The organism is Kitasatospora sp. NPDC059648 (assembly GCF_042734825.1).
Lineage (GTDB): Bacteria > Actinomycetota > Actinomycetes > Streptomycetales > Streptomycetaceae > Kitasatospora.
Genome location: NZ_JBHWDU010000060.1, coordinates 27,997 through 51,237, shown reverse-complemented (window position 1 = coordinate 51,237; position 23,241 = coordinate 27,997). Strand labels below are relative to the sequence as shown.

The window sequence follows — 23,241 nt, the reverse complement described above, 5'->3', positions numbered from 1 at the left end:
GGCCATTTAGCCCCGGCCCGTGTGCAGTGCCGCGCACGGCCGGTAACAGGGGCCGGGCGCCGCCGCCACCGGTGGGCCGCGAGGGATCACCGGTCGCGGCCCTCGGCGCGTTCCCGGCCCCCGCCGACGCCCACGGACACGCTTCCGTCCCGGAGTTCGCGAACCGCCCGACGCTCCGTCATGTGCCGTTCACGCCCCGGTCGCCGGTCTTCGGATGAATGAGCCCGCCCGCAGTTGTACAGCCAACTGTGCGGTCCCTCCCTCTCAGTCTCCGTGACCAGCCGCACGCGGCCCCGGGCACCGTCCCCCGGCGGACCGGGCCCGCGCCGGCGGACAGGACAACCGTGGCCGCAGGCAGCGCCCTGACCCTGACCTCCTCCAGCAGCCCCGCCGAAGGCGACCGGCTCACCTTCCACTGGAGCACCGACGCCCCCGACACCAAGAACTGGGTCGGCATCTACGACGGCAGCCGCCTTCCCGGCACCGGCGCCTCGCTGCTCTGGAAGTACACCCCCGGCACCTCCGGCGACGTCCAGCTCGACACCTCCGCGCTGACCGGCGGCCCGTACACCGCCTACCTGCTGGCCAAGGACGGCTACGGCGTCCTGGCGCAGACCGCCCCGTTCGGTTTCCGCGCCAAGCCCCCGGTGGTCCGCCCGCACGCCGCCGTCGACTCCTTCACCGCCACCCCGGTCGCCCCCGGCGCCGCCGTGAGGATCGAGCTCGGCGGCCTCTGGTCCCGCCCCGCCGGCAACGCCCCCGGTTCAGCGGCCTACCGCAAGCTCGGCGGCGCGGCCTGGGCCTCGGTCGCCGCGGACGGTACCGTCACCGGCACGGCGCCCGCCGCCCCCGGCCGCAACCCCGAGCTGGTCGTGGTCGGCGTCAAGGACAGCACCGGCGCCACCGACACCGTCACCGTGCTCGTCCCCGTCGCGGACCCGGCCGCCCCGCCCCGGCTCAAGGCCGCCGGCTGGAACCTGCACGACGCCGGTTCCGGCTGCACCGACGCGCTGGAGAAGCAGCTGCGCATCGTCCTCGCCCAGGGCCTGGACGTACTCGCGCTGCAGGAGACGGCCGGCGAGCGGGCCAGGACCCTGGCCGACGCGCTCGGGTGGTACGCCCACCAGAGCTCGGGCAGCGTCGGCATCCTCAGCCGCTACCCGCTGACCGAACTGACCGCGGCCACCACCGAGTTGCCCGCCGTCGCGGCCACCGTCCAGCTGCCGGGCGGTCGCAGCGTCCGGTTCTGGGCCGCGCACCTCGACGAGGCGGGCTACGGCCCGTACGCGGTGCAGGACGGCGGCAGCGCCGCCCAGGTGCTGGCCGCCGAGAACGCCTCCGTCCGGCTCAAGCAGGCCAGGGCGCTGGCCGCCGCCGTGCGTGCGGACCTCGCCCGGCGCATCCCCGTGGTGCTGGCCGGCTCCCTCTCCTCGCCCTCCCACCTGGACTGGACGGCCGCCACCACCGCCACCCACCACGGGATCGGCGCGCTCAGGTGGCCGGTCACCGCGGCCCTCCAGGAGGCCGGGCTCACCGACACCTTCCGCGAGGAGAACCCCGACCCGGTCAAGGCGCCCGGCGCCACCTGGTCGCCCACCCGCAAGCGGCGCGGCGACCGCCCCGAACCGCAGGACCGCATCGACTTCGTCCACTACGCCGGAGCGCTGAAGCTGGTCGAGGCGCACACCCTGGTCGCGGACTGGCCCCAGCCGGAGCCGAACGCCGCCGCCAACGAGTGGCCCTCCGACACCGCCGCCGCCGTCGCCACCTTCCAGCTGTGAGAGGCCAGTTCACGATGCCCGAGCTCTCCCGTCGCACCTTCGTCGGCGCCTCCGCGGCCGTCGGCGCCACCGCCCTGACCGGCCTGTCCACCACCGCGGCCGGGGCCGCCCCCGCCACGGCGGCCGCCACCGCCCTCACCGGCACCATCAAGGACGTCAAGCACGTGGTCGTCCTGATGCAGGAGAACCGCAGCTTCGACCACTACTTCGGCACCCTGAACGGCGTGCGCGGCTTCGGCGACAAGCAGGCGCTGCAGTTCCCGGACGGCACCGACGTGTTCCGCCAGCCCGACGCCCGCCGCAGCGACGGCGGCGTGATGCTGCCCTACCGGATGGACACCTCGAAGTACAACGCGCAGAACGCCGGCGGCCTGGCCCACGACTGGGCGACCGGCCACCAGGCCATCAACAACGGCGCGATGAACAAGTGGGTCGCCGCCAAGGGCGAGCGCACCATGGGCTACTTCACCCGGGACGACATCCCCTACCAGTACGCCCTGGCCGACGCGTTCACCCTCTGCGACGCCTACTTCACCTCGCTGGCCGGCCCCACCGACCCCAACCGGCTCTACCTGTGGACCGGCACCGCGGGCCCCGGCCGCGACGGCACCACCGGCCCCTGGATCGACAACACCCCGGTCACCGACAACCCCGTCGCCGACTGGACCACCTACGCCGAACGCCTGGAGGCGGCCGGCATCAGCTGGCGGGTCTACCACAACCCCAGCAAGGACGACCGCACCGGCGACTACGACGACAACGCCCTCTCCTACTTCAAGCAGTTCCACGACTTCCCGCACGACGACCCGCGTTACGTCAACGCGATGACCAAGTTCGACCCCACCGACTTCGACCGCCACTGCAAGGACGGCACCCTGCCGACGGTCTCCTGGCTGGTCGCCCCCTACCTGTTCTCCGAGCACCCGGAGGCCGGCCCCGCCTACGGCGCGCACTGGGTCAACCTGGCCCTGCAGTCGCTGATGTCCAACCCGGAGGTGTGGCGGCACACCGTCTTCCTGGTCATGTACGACGAGAACGACGGCTACTTCGACCACATGATCCCGCCCACCCCCGAGGCCGGCACCCCCGAGGAGTTCACCCAGGGGCGCGCCATCGGCCTCGGCAACCGTGTCCCGCTCTGGGTGGCGTCCCCCTGGTCGCGCGGTGGCTGGGTCAACTCCCAGGTGTGCGACCACACTTCGGTGCTGCGCTTCATGGAGCTGGTCACCGGCGTGGCCGAGCCCAACATCTCCGCCTGGCGCCGGTCCGTCTGCGGCGACCTCACCAGCTGCTTCGACTTCGCCTCCCCCGACCACTCGCTCCCGAAGCTGCCCGACACCAACGCCCTGATGGCCAGGGCCGACGCGGGCACCAAGCTGCCCGGCGTGGCCCTCCCGGCGGTCGGCGCCCAGTCGATGCCGGTCCAGGAGCGCGGCGAGCGCCCGCACCGCCCGCTGCCCTACCAGCCGTGGGCCGACGTCGCGGTGGACCGACGGACCGGCAAGGTCACCTGCACCATGAGCAACGACGGCTCGGTGGCCTTCCCGTACACCGTCTACCCCAACATCCTGCTCCCGTTCGCGGGCACCCCGTACACCGTCGCCCCCGGGGCGAACGCGACGTACGTCTGGGACGCCGCCGCCACCGACGGCCGCTACGACTTCACCGTGCACGGCCCGGACGGCTTCGTGCGCCGCTTCGCCGGCACGGTGGTCCGGGACGGGCAGGACGGCCAGAACGACATCGGCGTGCCGATCGTCACCGCCGACCTTCGCGGCAGCCTGGAGCTCACCCTCCAGGTGGCCAACGACGGGCTGACGGACGTGGCCTTCACCGCCGCGCCCAACGACTTCGCGGGCAGCGCGCAGACCGTGTGGGTCAAGCCCGGCAAGCAGGTCGGCCTGGCCTGGCCGCTGGACCGGCAGGGCCGCTACGACGTGGTGGTGACCGCCCACACCGGCCAGCGCTTCGTGCAGCGCTACGCGGGCTGGGTGCACTGATCCGAGGCCGGTCCGGCCGGGGGCGCCGATCCGGTGACCCCCGGCCGTGGCTCGGCCGCCGTGACCGGCCCCGCCGCTACGGTCGGGCCCATGCAGAAAATCACCACCTTCCTCTGGTACGACGACCAGGCCGAAGCGGCCGCCGCCCTCTACACCTCGCTGTTCCCCGACTCCCGGGTCACCGGGGTCACCCACTACGGCGAGGCCGGTCCGGGGGAGCCCGGCTCGGTGATGACCGTCGAGTTCGAACTCGACGGCCGGCCCTACGCGGCGCTCAACGGCGGCCCCGAGTTCACCTTCACCGAGGCGGTCTCGCTCCAGGTCGAGTGCGACGACCAGTGGGAGGTCGACGAACTCTGGGCCAAGCTCACCGCCGACGGCGGCCAGGCGGGCCCGTGCGGCTGGCTCAAGGACCGTTTCGGCCTGTCCTGGCAGATCACCCCGCGGATCCTGCTCGACCTGCTCGGCGACCAGGACCGGGCCAAGGCCGACCGGGTGATGGCGGCCATGCTGCGGATGCAGAAGATCGAGATCCAGCCGCTGCTCGACGCGGCCGGGGGCTGAGGCCGTGACCGCCTTCAGCCACCGGAGCATCGTCTACCTGCGCGCCACCCCGGAGCGGGTCTGGCACGCGCTCACCAACGCCGACGAGTCCGGTCTCTACTGGGGCCACCGCAACGTCTCCACCTGGCTGCCCGGCGCGCCCTGGGAGCACCAGCGCACCGACGGCTCCGGGATCGCCGACGTGATCGGCACCGTGGAGGTGTCCGAGCGCCCGCGCCGCCTGGTCACCACCTGGGCCGGACCGGAGGGGCAGCGCGCGGAGGGGCCCTCCCGGGTCACGTTCGACCTCCGGCACTGGCAGGACCTGACCCGGTTGACCGTCACCCACGAGAACCTCGCCGACGAGGACGAGCGGGCGGACGCCGAACGGGGCTGGTCGGCGGTGCTGTGCAACCTCAAGACCTACCTGGAGACCGGCCACCCGCTGCCCCAGCAGCCCTGGCTGATGCCCTGACCTCCGCGGGGCCGTCGCGCCGGGCCCGGATCCACGGGCTCCGGACCAGCGGGGTCCGGATCAGCGCCCGGCCCCAACCGCCGGGCGCTCCCGTTCGCCCCGCCGCCGCCCGCCCCGTACCGCGTGGCGCAGCCGGGCGAGGCGGGAGAACCGCTCCCGGCTCACCAGCGAGGCGCGGTCCAGCTCCTCCATCAGCCGCCGGCTGCGGTGCTCCAGGTCCAGTTCGTCCAGGATCCGGTCCACCTCGGCCAGCATCGAGCCGTGCAGCTGCCAGGCCTCCGGGTGCTCCTGGACCTTGCGCAGCAGCACCTGGGCGACGTTCTCCCGGGCGGCCCAGGCCGCCGCCAGCTCGGCGGTCAGCCGCTCCTCGGCCTCCTCGGCGTTGCGGCTGACCTGGGTGGTCACCAGCACCGCGAAGCTGACCATCGCCCCGCCGACGTGCGCCAGCAGCTCCTCCAGCCCGACCGCCACCTCGGGCGGGAACAGCCGCTCCTCCGGCCCGCGCCGCTTGGCCAGATCGGTCAGCGAGCGGGCCAGCACCCGGATCACCACCACGCAGATCTCCAGGGTGTCCAGCCCGGTGCGCAGCACCAGCCGGGAGAGCAGCCCCTCGCTGATCCGGGGGTTGAACCGCAGGCTGTCCTCGGCCTGGCGCAGCGCCCCGTCCACGTCCGCGATCGCCTGGTCGAGCCGACGGGCCTCGTGCAGCCGCTCGGCGGCCCGGGCCACCGGGGTGGGGCGGCCCAGCTGCTCGGAGATGTCGATCAGCAGCTGGCGGGCCCGCCGGGCGAGGTCCTCGATCGACTCCCCGGCGGTGTCCACCCAGACCGGCGGGGCGAAGAGCAGGTTGAACAGCAGGCCGACGGCGGCGCCGATCAGGGTCTCCAGCACCCGGTCCCAGGCCTGGGAGGCCAGCTTGGTGACGCCCAGGATCAGCATCGCGCTGATCGCGACCTCCTGGACGAACTCCTCGACCCGGACGAACCGCCCGATCACCAGGGAGGCCAGGATGACCAGCCCGAGGCTCCACCAGGAGAGCCCGACCACGGCGCTGAAGCCGATCGCGATCAGCACCCCGACGACCACCGAGACGACCCGGCGGACGCTGGTCTTGAGCGTGGAGTAGACGGTGACCTGGACCACCAGCAGCGCGGTGAGCGGCGCCGTCAGCGGGGCGGGCTCACTGCTGAGCTGGGTCGCCACCCCGTAGGACAGGGTGGCGGCCACGGTGGCCCGCACGGTCTGGACGGCGAACGGGTCTCGGGCCGCGCGGCGGAGCACGTCCGTGAGGGACTCCGGGAGAAGAACCATGTCGGCCTTCTTTCCCCGCGGCCGCGGCTCACACCGCCGGTCGCCGGAGGGAGTACACGTCTAGCCCTCGCGGTTGAAGCGCAGCTTCCAGGGGGCGAGCGCCGACTCGACCTGCACGCCGATGCTCATCTTCGAGGCGCCCTCGATCCGCTCCTCGAAGCGGATCGGCACCTCGCGGATGGTCAGCCCGCGCTGGATCACCCGGTAGTTCATCTCGACCTGGAACGAGTAGCCGTTGCTCTGCACGGTGGGCAGGTCGATGGCCCGCAGGGTGCTCGCCCGCCAGGCCTTGAAGCCCGCGGTGGCGTCCCGGACGCCCAGGCCGAGGATCGCGTTGACGTAGAAGTTCGCCCAGGCCGAGAGCGCCTTGCGGTGCCAGGGCCACTCCTCGGCGGTCGAGCCGCCGGGCACGTAGCGGGAGCCGAGCACCACGGCGGTGTCGTCGGCGAGCAGGGTCCGCACCATCTCGGGTATCACCGAGGCCGGGTGCGAGAGGTCGGCGTCCATCTGGACCACGATGTCGGCGCCCTCCTCCAGGGCCCGGGCCATTCCGGCCAGGTAGGCGCGGCCGAGGCCGTCCTTCTCGGTGCGGTGCAGCACGCCGACGGTGCCCCCGGAGTCGGCGGCCAGCTTGTCGGCGAGCTCGCCCGTGCCGTCGGGGGAGTTGTCGTCGACCACCAGCAGGTGCAGGTTCGGTACGGCGAGGTCCGCGAGGAGCCCGGCGAGGACCGGAAGGTTCTCCCGCTCGTTGTACGTGGGGACGACGACAACGACCTTGGGGGAGGCCTCGACCATGTTCTGTTTTCCTCCTGCCGTCGCCGGCCGGCACCCGGTGCCGCACCGGTCCGTTGTCCTGGACGACCTGCGCTGCTGTCAGACGTGCGAGTGTAGCCCGGCCGCGGGCCCGCTCCCGTCCAGGGCCGGGCGCACCGGGCTCCGGGGCCCGTTACGCCGCGCCGTAGACGGCGGCCAGGTTGTCCCGGGCGGGACGGGCGCGGCCGGCCGGGCCGGCGGCGAAGGCGCGCAGGACGTTCTCGGTGACCTTGCGGACCACGTCCCCGGCGTGGGAGTCGATGCCGTGGTCGGCCGTGCCGCCGCCGGGGCCGTTCGCGTCCAGGGTCTCGACCCAGCGCATGGTGCCGCTGGCGAAGACCCCGGCGCCGCTGGGCACGGTGTAGTACGCGGTGTCGGAGTGGGAGTGCCGGCCCTCGCAGACCACCGGGGAGTGGGCGATCACCTCGATCGGGCGCGGGGTCGGGAAGGCGGTGTCGACCCGGTCGTACTCGACGCCGACGAGGTGCGGGAAGGACGCCCCGGCCGTGACGCCGGTGCCCTCGAAGGCCCAGTGGTCCGGTGAGGTGACCACGTAGGGGGCGTCCACCGGGTAGCCGTCGTAGATCACGCCGAGCATCGAGCTCTCCGGGTCGGCGCCCGGGCCGACCCGGAAGTCGGTGGTCGCCGGGGCGCCCGCCTGGTGGCCCGGGTCCTGCGCCCAGGCGTCCTTGTAGCAGACCACCGTGCGGTCCGGCCCGAGCTCGGTGGGCTCGAAGCGGACCCGGCGGAAGCAGCAGTTGGCGCCGAGGATCGCCAGGTTCGTCCCGGCGTCGCGGGCCGCCACCACGTTGGCGCGCTGTTCGGGGGACCAGTACTCGTCGTGGCCGAGCGACAGCACGGCGTTCGCCCCGTGCAGCAGCCCCGGGTCGCGGGCCACGTCGATGCCGGTGGTGTAGGCGAGCGCCAGCCCGAGCTTCTCGGCCAGGGCGACCAGCGGGGCCTCGTAGACCAGGAACAGCCCGGCGCCGTGGTCGTAGCCGTACGGCCGGTCGAAGACGACCCGCAGCGAGCGGGTCGCCAGGGTCCCGGTCGGGCCGTTGTAGAGGCTGTAGCCGCCCCACTCGTTGTAGGCCTGCCAGGTCGCGGGGGCGCTCATGACCACCGTCCGGCCGGCGGTGCTCGCCGAGCGGACGGTGAGCGGGACGTAGCTGCGGCCGGAGCCGTCCTCGGCGTCCAGGCGCAGCAGGTAGGCGCCCTCGGGCCAGCCCGCGGTGTCCACGGCGAGCGTGCGCTGCCAGCCGGTCAGCACGGTGCGGGTGGTCTGGTCCACGTGCGGGTCGGCCTGCTTGGTGCCGGGAACGTGCTCGCGGCGCCAGACCAGCCTGGCCCGGGCACCGCCGTACCAGCCCGTCCGGTAGGCGGAGAGGGTGAAGGCGGGTGCGGAGGTGGAGACGTGCAGGCCGAAGGACTCGCCGGGCAGCACGCTGACCCGGTCGGCGAAGCCCTCGACGGCTCCGGCCCGGCCGGGGTCGGTGATCTGCCAGTCGGGGTTGCCGGGGAGGGACTGCTCGTTCGAACTGTCGCCCTTGAGGCCGGCGTGCTGGGCGGCGGTGGGTCCGGCGGTGCCGGGCGTGCCCTGGGCGTCGGGCGTGGGGAACGGGGCGGAGTCCGGGTGCCGGGTGCCGCAGGAGGTGACGGCGGCCGCCATCAGGCTCAGGCCGAGGATCCTCCGCCGGGTCGGTTCCGCCACCGCTGTCTCCCTCTCGCTCCGTTGCCGCATTCCTGGGCGCGTCAAGCCGATGAGTCAATGCGCGCGGACATGTCTACCCCTTTCGAGGGGGCGGCGGACACCGCCGCGCCGGATGCGCCGATCACGGCCGGTCGGCGGCCGCCGCCCGGGAGGGCCGTACGGGCGCACCCCGGCGTGTTGGCCCGTGCGGCTGCCGGGCGGCGGGGAGCCGGTCACCTAGCCTGACCAGGCCCGCCGTCCGGCGGCCTGGGGGTCCGGAACCGTGTGGCGGCCGGCCGAATTCGTGGACAGGGGTGCACGTGGTGTCGTCGGATTCGGCTCGATCGGGAGCGGCTCCCTCGACGCGGGGCGCGCGGTTCCGGGCGTGGATGCTTGAGGGCCTGTCGGACATGGCCAAGCAGCACCCGGGCCCGCACGCGGAGGCACCCAGGGAGAAGGGGGCGCCCTGGTGGCGGGTCATGTGCCTGACCGGCCTCGACTACTTCTCCACCCTCGGCTACCAGCCGGGCATCGCGGCGCTCGCGGCCGGTCTGCTGTCGCCGATCGCGACGATCGTGCTGGTCTTCGTGACCCTGTTCGGCGCGCTGCCGGTCTACCGGCGGGTGGCCGTCGAGAGCCCGCACGGCGAGGGTTCGATCGCGATGCTGGAGCGCCTGTTGTCGTTCTGGCAGGGCAAGCTCTTCGTGCTGACACTGCTCGGCTTCGCCGCCACCGACTTCATGATCACGATCACCCTGTCGGCCGCCGACGCCACGGCGCACCTGATCGAGAACCCCCACCTGCACAGCGCCCTGTCCGGCAAGCAGGTGTTGCTCACCCTCATCATGGTGGCCCTGCTCGGCGCGGTCTTCCTCAAGGGCTTCAGCGAGGCCATCGGCCTGGCCGTGGCGCTGGTCGCGGTCTACCTCGCGCTCAACGTCGTCGTGGTGGTCAACGGCTTCTGGCACGTCTTCGCGGAGCCGCACGTGTTCGGCGACTGGGTGGACGGGCTCACCGCCGAGCACGGCAACGCCCTGGCGATGATCGGCGTGGCGCTGATCGTCTTCCCGAAGCTCGCGCTCGGCCTGTCCGGCTTCGAGACGGGCGTCGCCGTGATGCCGCACATCGAGGGCGACCCGGACGACACCGAGCAGAAGCCCACCGGGCGCATTCGCGGCGCCCGGCACCTGCTCACCACCGCCGCCGTGATCATGAGCGTCTTCCTGATCGCCACCAGCCTCATCACGACCCTGCTCATCCCGAAGGACGCCTTCAAGAGCGGCGGCGGGGCCAACGGGCGAGCGCTCGCCTACCTCGCCCACGAGTACCTGGGCAGCACCTTCGGCAGCGTCTACGACCTGTCGACCATCGCCATCCTCTGGTTCGCCGGTGCCTCCGCCATGGCGGGACTGCTCAACCTGATGCCGCGCTACCTGCCGCGCTACGGCATGGCGCCGCACTGGGCCCGCGCCGTGCGGCCGACGGTGATCGTGCTGACTCTGATCGCCTTCCTGGTCACCTGGCTGTTCGACGCCAGCGTCGACGCCCAGGGCGGCGCCTACGCGACCGGCGTGCTGGTGCTGATCAGCTCCGCCGCGGTCGCCGTCACCATCGCCGCGCACAAGGCGGGGGAGCGGCGCTGGACGGTCACCTTCGCGGTGATCGCCGCGGTCTTCCTCTACACCACGGCGGTGAACATCGCCGAGCGCCCGGACGGCGTCAAGATCGGCGCCTGCTTCATCGCGGGCATCATGCTGGTCTCCTTCCTCTCCCGGCTCAAGCGCGCCTTCGAACTGCGCGTCACCGAGGTGGTGCTGGACGCCGTCGCGGAGCGCTTCGTCCGGGACTACATGCACCGCCCACTGCGGCTGATCGCCAACGAGCCGAACAGTCGGGACCTCGCCGAGTACCGCGACAAGCTCCGCCAGATCCGCAAGGACAACGACATCCCGTCCGAGGACGACCTGGTCTTCGTCGAGGTCACCGTGCTCGACCCGTCCGACTTCGAGGCCGAACTGACCGTGCGCGGCGAGGTGCTGCACGAGCGCTACCGGGTGCTGTCGCTGCAGAGCTCCAGCGTGCCCAACGCGCTGGCCGCCCTGCTGCTGCAGGTGCGCGACCTCACCGGTCAGCAGCCGCACATCTACTTCGAGTGGACCGAGGGCAATCCCTTCGCCCAGTTCCTGCGGTTCTTCCTGTTCGGGCAGGGCGAGATCGCCCCGGTGACCAGGGAGGTGCTCCGCGAGGCGGAGCCCGACCGCACCCGGCGGCCCGCGGTGCACGTGGGCTGAGCCCGTCCGCCGCGGGGCGGCGCCGGCGTCGCTCGGCGGGGTGGGTGCCGCTCAGCGGGATGGGTGGTTCCTGCTCCAGGCCGGTGCCACGAGGGCCACCAGGGCGACGGCGAAGGCGAGTTGGAGGATGTGGCGGATCCAGTCGATGCCCGAGGTGTGGCGGACGCCGATCCAGCCGGAGACGGCGTTGCCCAGCAAGGCCCCGCCGGCGCCGAGCAGCATGGTCAGCCACCAGGGGATCGACTGCGGCCCGCGCAGGATCAGTTTGGCGAGCAGGCCGAGCACGAAGCCGATGAGCAGAATCCACAGGAGCTGGAACATCGCGGTCCCTTCCCTTGCGCCGCCGGAGGGTACCGGCACGCCGAATCGCCGAAGTCGCGGTTCGTCCCATGATCACCCCGCCCGGCCGAACGGGCACCTCGACGGGAGTCGTCGCAGGTGAGGGGCTCGACGGTGACCGGTCCGGAGTGGGGGAGGGGCGAGAACGCGCCGTCGGTGGGGCCGGAAAGGCACTGTCCGGCGGGCGCTTCGTGCCGATAGGAATGGCTCCTGGCGCGGACAGGCCGCGTCACCCGAGAAGGAGCCGCCCCGTGACCCGACTTCGAGCCGCCGCCCTCGCCCTCGGCTGTACCGCCGCTGCCCTCACCCTCACCATGGGCACCGCCCAGGCGGCTCCCGGCAGCACCAGCACCATGTGCTCCTCCTCGCTGACGCCGGGCGGCTTCGTGGACGTCCAGTGGTGGAACAGCGCGGGGTGCGGCTCCGGCTTCAACCCGAACACCAAGAAGGTCATGGATCTCACCGGCTACCCGGTCGGCACCGCGGTCAACGCCTGCGCCTCGACCTGGCCGCCGGCCGGCTGGACGATCGTCAGCAGCTACTACAGCTCCGGCTGCCAGTACTCCTCCGTGCCCAGCTTCGACAAGAACTCCTGGCAGCTGAAGCGCGTCTCCTGAGCCGGAACCGCCGGCAGGTCCGGAGCGCTCGGCGGATCTCAGAGCGCCCGGACGTCCGCGACGGCCTCGCGGACGTCCGGGTGCGGATCGGCGGCGAGGCCGTCCAGCAGTTCGGTGACGCCCGGCGTGGACCAGCCCTGTACCGCCCAGACCAGCTCCCGGCGGACGGTCGGGTCGGGGTGGGCGGCCAGCGGGGTGAGGCGCTCCAGCGGGCCGCGACGGCGCAGGCCGAACCAGTGCAGGGCGGCCCGTAGCGCGTCCGGATCGCCGGGCTCGCCCGCCGCCTCGATCCGGGCCAGCAGGACGGGGACGGGCGGTGGCGGCCCGTCCAGCGGGTGCGGATGGCGCTCGCGCAGCCGCCGGCCGCCGTACTCGCCGCGGATGCGGCAGCCGAAGCAGGTGCACGGGCGGGTGCCGTGCGCGCCCGGGAGGTAGCGCCAGCCCGCGACCTGCGGCACCGCGCGGACCCGGTGCACCTCGCGGGCACCCACCGCGCGCGGCACGACCACCTCCCAGCCGCGCGGGTCCGGCAGCGCGGCGATCCGCGCGACCGCCTCGGCGGCGGTCAGCCAGCGCTGGGCGTCCGCGGCGCGGTCCCGGTAGTGCCCGACGAGCACCTGCTGGGCGTCGTCCAGGCGGACGTGCACCGCGGCCAGTGAGCCCTTCGGGCCGAACCGGGCCAGCTCGCGCAGCCACTGGTGGGTGAGGGTGTGGGAGGGCAGCACGGGAAAGCAGTACACCCCCCGCACACCGCCCTGGCCCCGGCTGTCGGCCCGGATCCCGGCGCGGCGGATGCGCGGCGTGTTCGCCGCGGCGGTCAGGTGCACGAACATCGCCATGGCAGCGGATGGTAGCCGCCCGTGCGGCGCCGGTTCGACGCGTTTTCGGGCTACGCCTCCGCTCCCCGGTTCGTGCGGCGGGCGATCAGGGCGGCCAGGCCGTCCAGGATGCGGGCCAGGCCGAAGTCCAGGGCCTGGTCGCGCCCGTCCGGATCGGCCATCGCCGCGGCCACGGCGGGGAAGCGGTCGGCGTGCCGGTGCACCACCGTGCCGAGGGCGGTGAGGAGTTCGGCCTCGGGGGAGCCGTCCGGGCCGATCGCCCGGGCCTGCTCCGCGATGCTGCGCACGTGCCCGGAGAGCAGCACCGCGGCGTCCATCCGCTCGGCGCCGGTCAGCCCGTGGCCGTCCAGGGCGGCCACCACCCGCTCCAGCCAGGCGAGTTCGTTCGGTCCGGGCACCCGGGGGCCGAGGGTGGCGTCCAGCAGCCACGGGTGCCGGGCGAAGGCCTCCGCCAAGTGATGGGCCCAGGCGGTGAGTTGCTTCCGCCAGTCGGGGGCGTCCGGGGACGCGGGCGGCTCGCCGACCGCCGACTCGACCATCAGCGCGACCAGTTCGGCCTTGCCGGGGACGTAGCGGTAGAGCGACATCTTGGTGAAGTCGAGCAGCCCGGCCACCTTCTGCATGGAGACCGAGCCCAGCCCCTCGGCGTCCGCCACCTCGACGCCCGCGGCGGCGATCCGCTCCAGGCTGAGGGCCGGCTTCGGCCCGCGGGTCGGCCGGGCGGGCCGCTCCCAGAGCAGCCGCACCGTGTCGTTCGCCGCCTCGCCCATCGTCCGCTCCCGTTCCGGGGGTTGTCCGTCCGTGCAAATTGCGTCTACCGTACACAGCAATGAACTGTGTCCATCAGACACAGTTTCTCGATCCTCGGACGGAGTGGTTTCCATGCGCGTTTCCCGGCGCTCCAGGGTGCTGATCTCGGGCGCGAGCATCGCCGGCCCCGCCCTAGCCCACTGGCTGGGCCGGTACGGCTTCGAGGTCACGGTGGTCGAACTCGCCCCCGAGCTGCGCGGCGGCGGGCAGAACGTCGACTTCCGGGGGCGTACCCACCTCACCGTGCTGGAACGGATGGGCGTGCTGGAGGAGCTGCGCGCCCTCGACACCGGCGGCAGCCCGATCACCTTCGTGGACCAACAGGGGCGCCGACTGCTCCACCTGCCGGCCGACTTCGCGGGCGGAGAGCTGGAGATCCCGCGCGGGGAGCTGGCCCAGGTGCTGTACCGGCACGGCAGCTCCCGCGCCGAGTACGTCTTCGGCGACTCCGTCGAGACCCTGGAGGAGTCCGCGGACACCGTGCGGGTGACCTTCCGGCGCGGCGCGCCGCGCGAGTTCGACCTGGTGATCGGCGCCGACGGGCTGCACTCCGCCGTCCGGCGCCTGGCCTTCGGCCCCGAGCAGCGGTTCGTCCGCCACCTCGGCTACTACGCGGCCACCTGGCAGCTGCCCAACGAGTACGGCCTGCCGGCCGGCACGGTGGGCCTGAACGTCCCCGGCCGGCTGATGTCCGTCGGCGCCGACCGCCGGGACCCGGCCCGGGCCGGCGCCTTCTGCCTCTTCGCCTCGCCCGAACTGCGCTACGACCGCCAAGACACCGGGCGGCAGAAGGAGCTGATCCGCGCCGCCTTCGACGGCCTCGGCTGGCGGGTACCGCAGCTGCTCCGGAGCCTGGACGCCGCGCCCGAGCCGTACTTCGACTCGATCAGCCGCGCCGACGTCCCCGCCTGGTCCACCGGCCGGATCGCCCTGCTCGGCGACGCCGCCTGCGGTGCCACCATCGGCGGGATGGGCACCGGGACGGCGGTGGTGGCCGCGTACGTGCTGGCGGGCGAGCTGGCGCTGGCCCGCGGCGACCACCGGGCCGCCTTCGCCCGGTACGAGGAACTGCTGCGGGACTACGCCCGGGGCTGCCAGAAGGGCGGGGACCGGACCGGCCCGTTCCTGGCGCCGCGCACGGCGGCCGGGCTGCGGCTGCGCAACGGGCTGCTCAACCGGCGGTGGGTGCTGAACCGTATGCTGGAGCTGGGAAAGCAGGTGTCCAGCCTCGAACTCCCGGACTATGCTGCGCTGCTGGCCGGACGGGTCAGTGCGGTGGGCTGATCCGGCTGCCGTTGTCGAGCAGCGCCTCGACCTGGACGGCGGTCCGGGCGGGCCGCTCGACCGCGAGGGTGCGGTCCGGGGCCGGGCGGTCGGCCGACCAGTCCGGGCCCTTGACGGCGAGCCGGGTGACCCGTCGGCTGCCCGCCGCGAGCACGTACTCGGCGCCCTGCGGGGAGCGCCACCACGTCCAGGCCACGGTGTCCTGCTCGAACCGGCTGCACGAGCGGCCCGGGCCGCCGCCGGTGCGCTGGGGGCCCCGGGCGGAGGGCAGCAGCACGGCGGTGGCCGCGCTGCCCTCGCCCGTCCAGCGGTCGGCGCGCAGGCAGAACCAGGCCGCCGAGCCCGCGTTCTGGGGCAGCGGCTGCACCGCGAAGGCCCACAGGTTGAGCTGCCTGACGCCCGGTGAGCCGTCCGGCACGGCGCAGCCGGCCCGCGCCCAGGCCTGCAGGGCGTCCTGGGCCGTGGCCTCGCGCGGCTCGCGGTCCGACTGGCTGCGGTCCGACTGGCTGCGGTCCGACTGGGTGCGGTCGGGCTGGGTGCGGTCGGGCTGGGCGGTGCCGGGCTGGGTGCGGTCGGGCGGCGGTGCGTAGGTCAGGTGGGCCGGGAGGAGGCCGCCGAGGTCGGCCAGCAGGAAGGCGTGCTTCTCGGCGATCACCGGGGAGGAGCGCAGCTGGAGCACGGTGGCGCCCCGGCAGTCCGCGAGCCCGCCGCCGGGTGCGGCCGCGGTGACCCCGTCGGGGTGGTCCAGCGGGCGGGCGGCGGCGTCGGGCTGGTCGATCCGGCGGGTCTCGGCGGCGTCGACCCAGGGTGCCAGCAGGTACCGCAGCGCGGTTCCCCGGCGGCTCAGCACCACCGCGCCCGCCGTCGTCGGGTCCGCGCCGTCGGCTCGGGCGAGGTCCAGGCCGCCGCCCGGCCCGTCGGTGTAGCGGGCGATCCGGCGGCCGTCGTACAGCAGCGCCACCCCGGTGCCGTCCACCGTCCCGGCGTACAGCAGCTGCGGCGCGGTGGCCGGCGGGGCGGTGTCGGTGCCCGGCTCGGCGTGGGTCCGCGGGCCCGGGCGGGACCACGCGGCCAGGGCACGGCCGAGCAGTGCGCCGTCCTCGCGCCGGTCGCCGCGGCCCGGCCAGGCGCCGAAGTCGACCCGGGCCGTGTGCTGCCAGGCGTCCGGCGCCACTCGGACCAGCCGGGCCGGGTCGGTCACGGCGCCCGCGGGCGGGCCATCCGCCCGGGCGGTGCTGCCCGCCGGTTCGGAACCGCCGCCCAGGACGGTGGCCGTCGTGGTCAGCCCGAGCACCCCGACCGCCATCACGGCGGTCAGCGTACGGCGGCGGCGCAGCAGGTCGGTGGGCTGCACCCGGACGGCGCACGGGTCGAAGGCGGGCGGCTCGGCCTCCGGCCCGGCCGGGATCCCGGAGGCCACGGCGACGGCCTCCTCCGGCCGGTCCACCCCGGCCTGCCGCAGCACCTCCGCCGCCGGTCCGTCCGCCAGCCCCTCCACCACCCGCAGGCCGAAGGCCGCCCGGGCCGGGGCGTCGAGGGCGGTGAGCGCGTGGTCCAGCGCCGCGTCCTGCTCGCCGCCGTGCGGGGTGAACAGCCGCAGGCCCCAAGCCCGGGGCGCCGACAGGCCCGCGCCCGGACGCGGCCGCAGTGCGGCGCGCAGCACCCGGAGGCGCAGGGCCGCGTACACCGGGTCCGCTCCGGCGGACCCGGGCCCGGGGCGGCGGGTCCACCGGAACGGCAGGGCGCGCTGGACGGCCCCGTGGGCGGCGAGCACCCGGCTGTGCCGGTCCCGGTCGGCGGGCAGGGCCAGGTAGGCGAGCCGGACCAGGCGGCGGTAGTGCCGCACCAGCGCGGCCTCCGCCTCCGCCACCGGCCGCGCGGCGCCGCTCCGGGCCGCCGGTGCCGCGCCCACCGTCCGTCCTGCCAATGGGCCCTCCCGGTGCCGTCAGTGCTGTCGTGCTGGACGGTCCAACGAGTCGATCATGTGATGGTTGCGCCGTCCGGGGTGGGACCGTGCCGCGGGGACTGGAGGACGGCGGAGCGGGCGGACCGTTGGTCGGGAAGGTGTTATTAGAAGAAGAGGGCCCTTGGTCCCACCCGTTCGGCCCCTTGGCCTCTGGCGATCCGCGCGGTTGGAGGCCATGCTGCCGGTACCGGCCCGGACGATCCGCGCCCGGTCGGACCAGCACCGTTGGACGAGGTGAACCGGCGTGCCGCATGCCACCGTCGAATCCGTGATGACCAGCCCCGTGGTCCGGGTCGCCCCCGAGACCGGTTTCCAGGAGATCGTCGCGCTGCTGACCGAGTACGACATCACCGGCGTGCCGGTGGTGGACCCTGACGGGCGGCCGCTCGGACTGGTGTCGGAGGCGGACCTGCTGCGCACGCTGGCCGCGCAGGAGGACCCGGGCAGCCTGCTGCCCGCGCCCGAGTCGGCGCGGGTGGGTCACGGCGGCGAGGTCACCGCGGCGGACCTGATGACGGCGCAGCCCGTCTGCACCACGCCCGACACCAGTGTGGTGGCGGCGGCCCGGCTGATGAGCCGGCACGGGTTGAAGCGGCTGCCGGTGCTGGACGAGGAGGGGCGGGTCATCGGGATGGTGAGCCGCGGGGACCTGCTGCGGGTGTTCCTGCGCGAGGATCAGGTGATCCGGCGGGAGATCGTCGAGGAGGTGCTCGGCCGGATCGAAGGGGTGAGCCCGGCGGAGATCGGGGTGGAGGTCGACCAGGGCCGGGTGGTGCTCAGCGGCACCGTGCCCGAGGCGCACCTGGTGCCGATCGTGCTGAACCTGTGCCGCTCGGTGGACGGGGTGGTCTCGGTGACCGACCGGCTCCAGGCCGGGGGAGCCACCGCGTCGATCGGCTGACCGCCCCGCGGACCCGGCCGCCCTGGCCGTCCTGGCGTCCTGACCGTCCGTCTTGATCCGTCCTGGCCGTCTTGGCGGCTCCGGTCGCCCCCGCTCGACGCGTTCGCCTCGGACCGTGGAGGTCCGGTTCGCATACTGCGGATCGTATCGGGTAACTCACTCTGTGTGCCCGGCGGTCCGGCTGCCGGGACGCCGGAGCATTGGGGAGGCGGCCGTGGCAGTCGTGTTCGACGCGGACTTCACTTCGACCAGGCAGTGGATCGCCGGGCGCACCAGCGCGTACCCCCGGATGGGGCCGACCAACCGGAGCGACCACAAGCTCGACTACCTGAGTCACGAGTACTGCCCCGGCGGGGTGTTCACCGCCGTGCGGCGCCGTACCGGCGGACTCTGGACGTGCAACCTGCTGACCACGGAGGGCAGTCCGGAAGGCTTCCAGGTCCGCACCGGGGACGTGCTCTCGGCGCGGGTCACACTGCCCGTCGAGATCGGCGCCTGGCCGGCGATCTGGACTTGGCGGGACGGCGGCAACGAGGTGGACGTCTTCGAGTACCACCCGGACAACCCTGATCTGCTGGAGATCTCCAACCACGTGCGGGGCGGCTTCCGCTACTGGCACGGCGGCGGCGCCGGTGTCGGCCCGGGGGCGAACATCGGCCTGCGGGTGGTGCTCGGTGCGAACTCGGTGGACTGGTACGTCCAGGACCAGCTGGTCTACGCGGATCTGCACGGCGTCGGGGCCGACTGGCACGCGTATCTGATCGTCAACCTGTCGGTGGCGGACGGCACTTACCACGAGCGGCCGCCATTCGGCGGGCCGGAGCGGTTGAGCTGGGTCTGCGAGAGCCTGACGGTCGAGCGCTGACCGAGGGGGCCTGGCAGGGGGCCGCGGGCCGCCTCAGGGTGCGAAGGCGGCGGTGATCGGGCCGCCCGGGCCGAAGCGCTGGAACCAGACCGCCCGGCGGTGCGGACCGATGTGCGCGGGGTCGGTGACGTACAGGTCGTCGCGCGGGGCGCGTTCGTTGCCGGGGGCTAGTGCGGCGTCCACGGCGCGGTCGGCGAGCGCGCGCAGCAGGGCGGCGGCGGTGGCCTCGGCGGCGCTGGGGGCGATGGCCAGGGCGGTGAGTTCGGCCCAGAGCGCGGTGGACACGTAGGCGATCGGGGAGTGGTTGAGCGCCGGGTGGGGGCGGCCGTCGGCGTGGCGGCGGAGCGCTCCGGCCGCGACCAGCTGCTCGGGGGAGCGGTGGTCGTCGGGTGGGTGGTGGCTCATGGGCGGCAACGCTACCCCGGTGGGCGGCGGCGGTCTTGCAGGAACGTTTTCTCAGGCCTTCTTCACAGCGCTTTGACGGGTCGCGGGCGCACGATGGTGATAAGGCGCTGATCACCCCGGGCGGCGCGGCAGCTCAGGCCGCACGGCGGTCGGTCGTCACTGCACCCCGGGCGGTTCCGGTGTCGAACACCTCGGCGGGCCCGGCGGGCCGGAGGAGGAGGTCCTGATGAGGCACTGGCATGGGCACGGCTTCGGGCCCGGGCACGCGGGGCCGGGCGGCTGGGGGATCGTCGTCATGGCGATCATCGCGCTGATCATCCTGGCGGTGCTGGTGCTCCTGGCCGTCTCGCTGTTCCGGTACGTCTCCCGCTCGGGGCAGCCGATCGCGCACGGCGCCGGCGCCGCGGGCGTCGGGCCCGGCGGGCCACGGGGCTGGACGGCGCCGGAGCAGCTGCTCGCGGAGCGGTTCGCGCGGGGCGAGATCGACGCCGAGGAGTTCCGCCACCGGTTGGAGACGCTGCGCTCGCCGGACGGGCCTGGCGCGTCCGGCGAGCCCGGTTGGCCTGGCAGGACGGGTGGGCCTGGCGGACCTGCTGGGCGGGGCGGACCTATTGGCCCCGGCGGCCCCGGCGGCCCCGGCGGCCCCGGCGGGTCGGGCGGGGGCTGACCGGGGGCGCGGGGGCCGCCGGAGGGGCGGGTGAGGTCCGCCGCGCGCGGGGTGCGGCGGACCTCACGGCGCGACCCGCCCGACTTACTCGACGACCAGCTCGACCGGGATGTTGCCCCGGGTGGCGCGGGAGTACGGGCAGACCTCGTGCGCCTGCTTGACCAGCAGCAGACCGCTCTCGCCGGAGAGCGCGTCCGGCAGCTCGACGCGCAGCACGACGGACAGGCCGAAGCCGGCGTCGTCCTTGCCGATGGACACCTCGGCGGTCACCGAGACCTCGCTGGTGTCCACCCGGGCCTGTCGGCCGACCAGGCCGAGGGCGCTGGCGAAGCAGGCGGCGTAGCCGGCCGCGAACAGCTGCTCGGGGTTGGTGCCCTGGCCGCTGCCGCCGAGCGCGGGCGGCATCGCGAGGGCGAGGTCCAGCTGGCCGTCCGAGCTGACGGCGCGGCCCTCACGGCCGTTGGCGGTGGCGGCTGCGGTGTAGAGCGCGTCCATGGTGGGTCCCTTCGTGATGCGCTTCCGTGGTGCGTGGGGGTGCGCGGGGCGTGCGGAGTCGTCGTGCTTCGGTGGCGGTCCGGGCCTTGCGAGGTCCGGTGGCCGGCCGCTCCATAAGTAGAGCACGCAACTCAATTGCGCACAACTCAATCGCGCGTCTGTGATCGGTACCATGGGGTCATGACCACGCTCCCCGGCATGGCGGACGAGGAACTGCTCCGCCTCGACCAGCAGATCTGCTTCTCGCTCAACGCCGCCTCGCGCGCCTTCGGCGGCGTCTACCGGGTCCTGCTGCGGGACCTGGGGCTGACCTATCCGCAGTACCTGGTCATGCTGGTGCTCTGGGAGGACGGCGAGTTGCCCGTCAAGCGGATCGGCGAACGCCTGCGGCTCGACTCGGGCACCCTTTCCCCGCTGCTCAAGCGGCTGGAGGCGGCCGGACTGGTGCGCCGGGAGCGCAGCCAGGAGGACGAGCGGTCGGTCACCGTCACCCTCACTGCCGACGGGTCGGCACTGCGCGCTCGGGCCGGGCAGGTGCCGCGGCGGCTGCTCGCGGCGACCGGGCTGCCGGTCGAGGACCTGGCCGCGTTGCGGGGGCTGCTGGACCGGGTGACCGTCGCACTGGACTCGGCGGACGTGGAGCCGGCGCCGTAGTCGCGGCCGCCGCCGATCGCGGCAGGGTCGCCGCGGGGCTTGTCAAGCCGACCCCCGGCGGGGTGTGATCTGGGTCACGTGCTGCTCGTCGGGTGGCGGTCCGCGAGGGCGAACGGGCAGGTCAGTGGCACTGTTCGAAAGTGAACGGAAAGGTTCGCCAATTGTCCGCCCGATCCGGTCAACAACCCGCGCCTCCCGGACGGTTACACCACGAGCCCCCAGAGGGGCCGTCGGCGTGCCATCCGGTGAGCCGGCCAGCTGACCCAGGAAGAGGGGGCGCGCGTGAACACTTCCGGGCCGGGCGAGGAGCGGAGCCTGCGGGCCGACCCGCTCGACGACCTGCCGAACGACTTCGAGGCGTTCTTCACCCGTGAGAACACCGGCTACCTCCGCTACGCCCAGCAGCGCCTGCGTCACCGCGAGGACGCCCAGGACGCCGTGCAGAACGCCGGCACCACGCTCTACAAGAACTGGCGCCGCGCCCTGGCCAGCGAGGATCCGCAGGCCTTCGCTTTCAAGATCGTCAAGGACGCGGTGATCGACGTCCTGCGTGAACGCCGCCGCGCCGAGCGCAAACGGCTGCGGGTGATCGCCCAGCGCCGCCCCGACACGAGTCAGGACGAGCTGGAGGAGCTCGCCGAGATGGACGCCCTGGACTGGGCGATGGACGAGCTCGCGCGGGCCGCGCCGGTCCAGGCCGACGTGGTCCGGCTGCGCCAGGCGGGTCTGTCCTACCCCGACATCGGTCGGTCGCTCGGCATCGCGCACACCACCGCCCGCACCTACTACAGCCTCGGGCGGCGCCACCTGGAGTACCTGCTGGAGCACCCGGACGACGGGCAGGCGACATGAAGGTCACCGCGCTGCTGCACGAGCACGCCGTCGAACTGGACCGGGAGTTCCACGACCACGACCCGGCGGCCTTCACCCGCCGGCTGGCCGAGCGGCTGGGCGCCGCCCGACGGGCCGTCCCGACCGGGCGTGAGCGCCCGGCCCGGCCGCCCGCCGTCGCCCGGCCGCCGCACTCCCCCGCCGCCGGGGACCATCCCTGGACCGCCGGGCGCTCCGAACTGCGGCGCGACCTGCGGCACCTGTGTGCGGGGGTGGCCGGAGCGGCCGAGCCGGGAGAGCTGGCGCTGGACCTCGAACTCGCCGAGAAGGCCGCCTTCCGGACGCTCGGCTGCCTGCTCTACGGCATGGGCCGCACGGCGGACGGGGTCTTCTGGTGGCGGATCGCCGCCCAGTACGGCGACCAACTGGCCGTCCACTGCCTGGCCGTGCACTACGCCGCCGAGGGCGAGCGGTGCGACGCGGCCCGCTGGGCAGCCGAGGCCGAGGACCTCAGTGACCCGGGCCGGCTGCCGGAGCTGGCCCCGCGGGCCCGTCCGGGCTGCGCCGCCGAGCTGGCCCGGCTGCTGGCGGAACGCTACGACGGGGAGATCCTCCTGACCCTGCGGGAGGCGGTGGCGGCGCGGCCGGGGACCGCCGGCGCCGGGCGGCTGGGCGTACGGGCGGTGCGGGGGCGGGGGGCAGCCCGGATCCGCTGAGGGGGCGGTGGGGGAGCGGATCCGTTGAGGGCGGCGGGGCGGCTCGGATCCGCTGGGAGAGAGCGGGGAGAGCGGGTCAGGTGAGTCCGGCGAGGGCGCTGCCGAGGTAGTCGGCGCCGAGCACGAGCGGGACGGCGATCATGATCGCCGCATTGTGCGCTGCCGTCCAGGCGCGCCACTCGCCCATGGAGTGGGCCGCGCGGTCGGCACCCCGGAGCTGGACGGCGAGCGGCAGGAGGGTGCCCAGCGAGCCGATCAGCACCAGCACGGCCGAGGCCACGGCCATCGCCCCGGTGCCGGGCCGGGCGGCGGCGATCGAGGCGGCGCCGCCGACGGCCGCGAGCAGCGTCCTGGGACGGGTCACCACCAGGGCCACGGCGAGCCCGGCGGACCGCGCGGGAGTCAGCCGGTCGATCCCCAGCAGCCAGGCCGGGGGTGCGGTGACGTGCCCAGGGCGGGGGCGGTTGCGCCACTGCTCGGCGGCCAGCACGAGCAACGCCGCGCCGAGGGCGAGCTTCAGCCAGGACGGCCAGGTCGGTGCGCGGTCGGCCGGGTCCAGCGCGAGGCCCGCCGCGACCACCGCGGCCACGACCGCTGCCAGTCCGAGCACCCAGCCCGCCGTGAAGGCGAGCCCGTTGGCCCGGCCGCGCGGCGAGGCGAGGATCAGCAGCACCGCGATCAGCGGCAGCGGACTGAGCGCGACCGCCACCGCCGGGGCCAGCACCGGACCGATCGCCTCACCCATCCCCGGACCTGCCTTCCCGTCGGCGGGCGCCGTCCGCCATTCAGCTACCTCCGGGGGCGGAGCGCACGGCGGGTCGGCCGTTCGAGTGAACGCTGCTCCTGCGAACGGAAAGGCCGGGGGCGCGCGCCCCCGGGGGGGGGGGGGGCCCCCCGGCCCGGGGGGGGCGGGGGGGCCCCGGCAGGCGGTGGCCGGCACGGCCCGCC

The 23,241-nt window shown here is 74.3% G+C and carries 23 protein-coding genes; 13 read left to right on the top strand and 10 right to left on the bottom strand.

Annotation, left to right across the window (positions count from 1 at the left end; all coding sequences use genetic code 11):
* The first annotated feature begins 344 nt into the window (after positions 1-344).
* The 4 genes from ACFV1W_RS28465 to ACFV1W_RS28450 all read left to right on the top strand — a co-directional run bounded on the left by ACFV1W_RS28465 (position 345) and on the right by ACFV1W_RS28450 (position 4,799).
* Positions 345-1,781 carry an endonuclease/exonuclease/phosphatase family protein gene (locus ACFV1W_RS28465; RefSeq protein ID WP_380420101.1) on the top strand — a complete coding sequence of 479 codons (1,437 nt, stop codon included), beginning with the start codon at positions 345-347 and terminating at the stop codon, positions 1,779-1,781.
* Positions 1,778-3,781 (top strand): phosphocholine-specific phospholipase C, encoded by a 2,004-nt coding sequence (locus tag ACFV1W_RS28460; RefSeq protein WP_380420100.1) that lies wholly within the window; start codon positions 1,778-1,780, stop codon positions 3,779-3,781. Before ACFV1W_RS28465 ends, ACFV1W_RS28460 begins: the two co-directional genes overlap by 4 nt.
* Before the next feature lie 90 nt (positions 3,782-3,871).
* Complete coding sequence (locus ACFV1W_RS28455) at positions 3,872-4,345, top strand: VOC family protein (RefSeq protein WP_380420099.1); 474 nt, start codon at positions 3,872-3,874, stop codon at positions 4,343-4,345.
* A gap of 4 nt (positions 4,346-4,349) precedes the next feature.
* Positions 4,350-4,799: an SRPBCC family protein gene (locus ACFV1W_RS28450; RefSeq protein WP_380420098.1), complete on the top strand. Its 450-nt coding sequence runs from the start codon at positions 4,350-4,352 to the stop codon at positions 4,797-4,799.
* 60 nt (positions 4,800-4,859) lie between these two features.
* Here the strand turns inward: ACFV1W_RS28450 and ACFV1W_RS28445 are convergent, their stop codons facing one another.
* The 3 genes from ACFV1W_RS28445 to ACFV1W_RS28435 all read right to left on the bottom strand — a co-directional run bounded on the left by ACFV1W_RS28445 (position 4,860) and on the right by ACFV1W_RS28435 (position 8,634).
* Positions 4,860-6,110, bottom strand: coding sequence for an aromatic acid exporter family protein (locus tag ACFV1W_RS28445; protein WP_380420097.1), 1,251 nt, complete (start codon positions 6,108-6,110; stop codon positions 4,860-4,862).
* Positions 6,111-6,170: 60 nt separating this feature from the next.
* Positions 6,171-6,905, bottom strand: coding sequence for a polyprenol monophosphomannose synthase (locus ACFV1W_RS28440; RefSeq protein ID WP_380420096.1), 735 nt, complete (start codon positions 6,903-6,905; stop codon positions 6,171-6,173).
* Between the two features lie 151 nt (positions 6,906-7,056).
* On the bottom strand, positions 7,057-8,634 hold the full coding sequence (locus tag ACFV1W_RS28435; RefSeq protein WP_380420095.1) for a N,N-dimethylformamidase beta subunit family domain-containing protein: 1,578 nt from the start codon (positions 8,632-8,634) through the stop codon (positions 7,057-7,059).
* 389 nt (positions 8,635-9,023) lie between these two features.
* On the opposite strand from ACFV1W_RS28435, the gene ACFV1W_RS28430 reads away from it, so the two are divergent.
* Positions 9,024-10,904 carry an amino acid transporter gene (locus ACFV1W_RS28430; protein ID WP_380420094.1) on the top strand — a complete coding sequence of 627 codons (1,881 nt, stop codon included), beginning with the start codon at positions 9,024-9,026 and terminating at the stop codon, positions 10,902-10,904.
* Between the two features lie 51 nt (positions 10,905-10,955).
* Here ACFV1W_RS28430 and ACFV1W_RS28425 read toward each other — a convergent pair whose 3' ends face one another.
* A complete protein-coding gene (locus ACFV1W_RS28425) occupies positions 10,956-11,225 on the bottom strand; it encodes a GlsB/YeaQ/YmgE family stress response membrane protein (protein ID WP_380420093.1) in 270 nt (89 codons plus the stop codon).
* A 269-nt stretch (positions 11,226-11,494) separates the two neighbouring features.
* Here ACFV1W_RS28425 and ACFV1W_RS28420 point away from each other — a divergent pair, with 269 nt between their 5' ends.
* The gene (locus tag ACFV1W_RS28420; protein ID WP_380420092.1) at positions 11,495-11,860 is read left to right on the top strand and encodes a hypothetical protein; all 366 of its coding nucleotides are present in this window, start codon (positions 11,495-11,497) and stop codon (positions 11,858-11,860) included.
* 38 nt (positions 11,861-11,898) lie between these two features.
* Here ACFV1W_RS28420 and ACFV1W_RS28415 read toward each other — a convergent pair whose 3' ends face one another.
* Together ACFV1W_RS28415 and ACFV1W_RS28410 are read right to left on the bottom strand one after the other, a co-directional pair.
* Positions 11,899-12,699, bottom strand: a complete 801-nt coding sequence (locus ACFV1W_RS28415) for a HEAT repeat domain-containing protein (protein WP_380420091.1) — start codon at positions 12,697-12,699, stop codon at positions 11,899-11,901.
* Between the two features lie 50 nt (positions 12,700-12,749).
* Positions 12,750-13,469: a TetR/AcrR family transcriptional regulator gene (locus ACFV1W_RS28410; protein WP_380420090.1), complete on the bottom strand. Its 720-nt coding sequence runs from the start codon at positions 13,467-13,469 to the stop codon at positions 12,750-12,752.
* Positions 13,470-13,581: 112 nt separating this feature from the next.
* Here ACFV1W_RS28410 and ACFV1W_RS28405 point away from each other — a divergent pair, with 112 nt between their 5' ends.
* Positions 13,582-14,793 carry an FAD-dependent monooxygenase gene (locus tag ACFV1W_RS28405; RefSeq protein WP_380420089.1) on the top strand — a complete coding sequence of 404 codons (1,212 nt, stop codon included), beginning with the start codon at positions 13,582-13,584 and terminating at the stop codon, positions 14,791-14,793.
* Here the strand turns inward: ACFV1W_RS28405 and ACFV1W_RS28400 are convergent.
* On the bottom strand, positions 14,777-16,705 hold the full coding sequence (locus ACFV1W_RS28400) for a hypothetical protein (protein ID WP_380420088.1): 1,929 nt from the start codon (positions 16,703-16,705) through the stop codon (positions 14,777-14,779). The genes ACFV1W_RS28405 and ACFV1W_RS28400 overlap by 17 nt on opposite strands.
* A 298-nt stretch (positions 16,706-17,003) precedes the next feature.
* On the opposite strand from ACFV1W_RS28400, the gene ACFV1W_RS28395 reads away from it, so the two are divergent.
* The gene (locus ACFV1W_RS28395) at positions 17,004-17,660 is read left to right on the top strand and encodes a CBS domain-containing protein (RefSeq protein ID WP_380420087.1); all 657 of its coding nucleotides are present in this window, start codon (positions 17,004-17,006) and stop codon (positions 17,658-17,660) included.
* 214 nt (positions 17,661-17,874) lie between these two features.
* Positions 17,875-18,525 (top strand): beta-glucanase, encoded by a 651-nt coding sequence (locus tag ACFV1W_RS28390; RefSeq protein ID WP_380420086.1) that lies wholly within the window; start codon positions 17,875-17,877, stop codon positions 18,523-18,525.
* A gap of 33 nt (positions 18,526-18,558) precedes the next feature.
* On the opposite strand, the gene ACFV1W_RS28385 is transcribed toward ACFV1W_RS28390, so the two are convergent.
* On the bottom strand, positions 18,559-18,930 hold the full coding sequence (locus tag ACFV1W_RS28385) for a hypothetical protein (RefSeq protein ID WP_380420085.1): 372 nt from the start codon (positions 18,928-18,930) through the stop codon (positions 18,559-18,561).
* Between the two features lie 226 nt (positions 18,931-19,156).
* On the opposite strand from ACFV1W_RS28385, the gene ACFV1W_RS28380 reads away from it, so the two are divergent.
* Positions 19,157-19,597, top strand: coding sequence for an SHOCT domain-containing protein (locus ACFV1W_RS28380; RefSeq protein ID WP_380420084.1), 441 nt, complete (start codon positions 19,157-19,159; stop codon positions 19,595-19,597).
* An 84-nt stretch (positions 19,598-19,681) separates the two neighbouring features.
* On the opposite strand, the gene ACFV1W_RS28375 is transcribed toward ACFV1W_RS28380, so the two are convergent.
* Positions 19,682-20,092, bottom strand: coding sequence for an organic hydroperoxide resistance protein (locus ACFV1W_RS28375; RefSeq protein WP_380420083.1), 411 nt, complete (start codon positions 20,090-20,092; stop codon positions 19,682-19,684).
* Positions 20,093-20,272: 180 nt separating this feature from the next.
* Here ACFV1W_RS28375 and ACFV1W_RS28370 point away from each other — a divergent pair, with 180 nt between their 5' ends.
* The 3 genes from ACFV1W_RS28370 (at position 20,273) to ACFV1W_RS28360 (ending at position 22,293) form a co-directional block, all read left to right on the top strand.
* Complete coding sequence (locus ACFV1W_RS28370) at positions 20,273-20,746, top strand: MarR family winged helix-turn-helix transcriptional regulator (protein WP_380420082.1); 474 nt, start codon at positions 20,273-20,275, stop codon at positions 20,744-20,746.
* A 282-nt stretch (positions 20,747-21,028) separates the two neighbouring features.
* A complete protein-coding gene (locus ACFV1W_RS28365; protein ID WP_380420081.1) occupies positions 21,029-21,598 on the top strand; it encodes an RNA polymerase sigma factor in 570 nt (189 codons plus the stop codon).
* Entirely contained in the window at positions 21,595-22,293 is a 699-nt protein-coding gene (locus ACFV1W_RS28360; protein ID WP_380420080.1) for a hypothetical protein, read from the top strand. The genes ACFV1W_RS28365 and ACFV1W_RS28360 overlap by 4 nt, the downstream gene beginning before the upstream one ends.
* Before the next feature lie 76 nt (positions 22,294-22,369).
* On the opposite strand, the gene ACFV1W_RS28355 is transcribed toward ACFV1W_RS28360, so the two are convergent.
* On the bottom strand, positions 22,370-23,038 hold the full coding sequence (locus ACFV1W_RS28355) for a GAP family protein (RefSeq protein WP_380420079.1): 669 nt from the start codon (positions 23,036-23,038) through the stop codon (positions 22,370-22,372).
* Positions 23,039-23,241 lie beyond the last annotated feature (203 nt).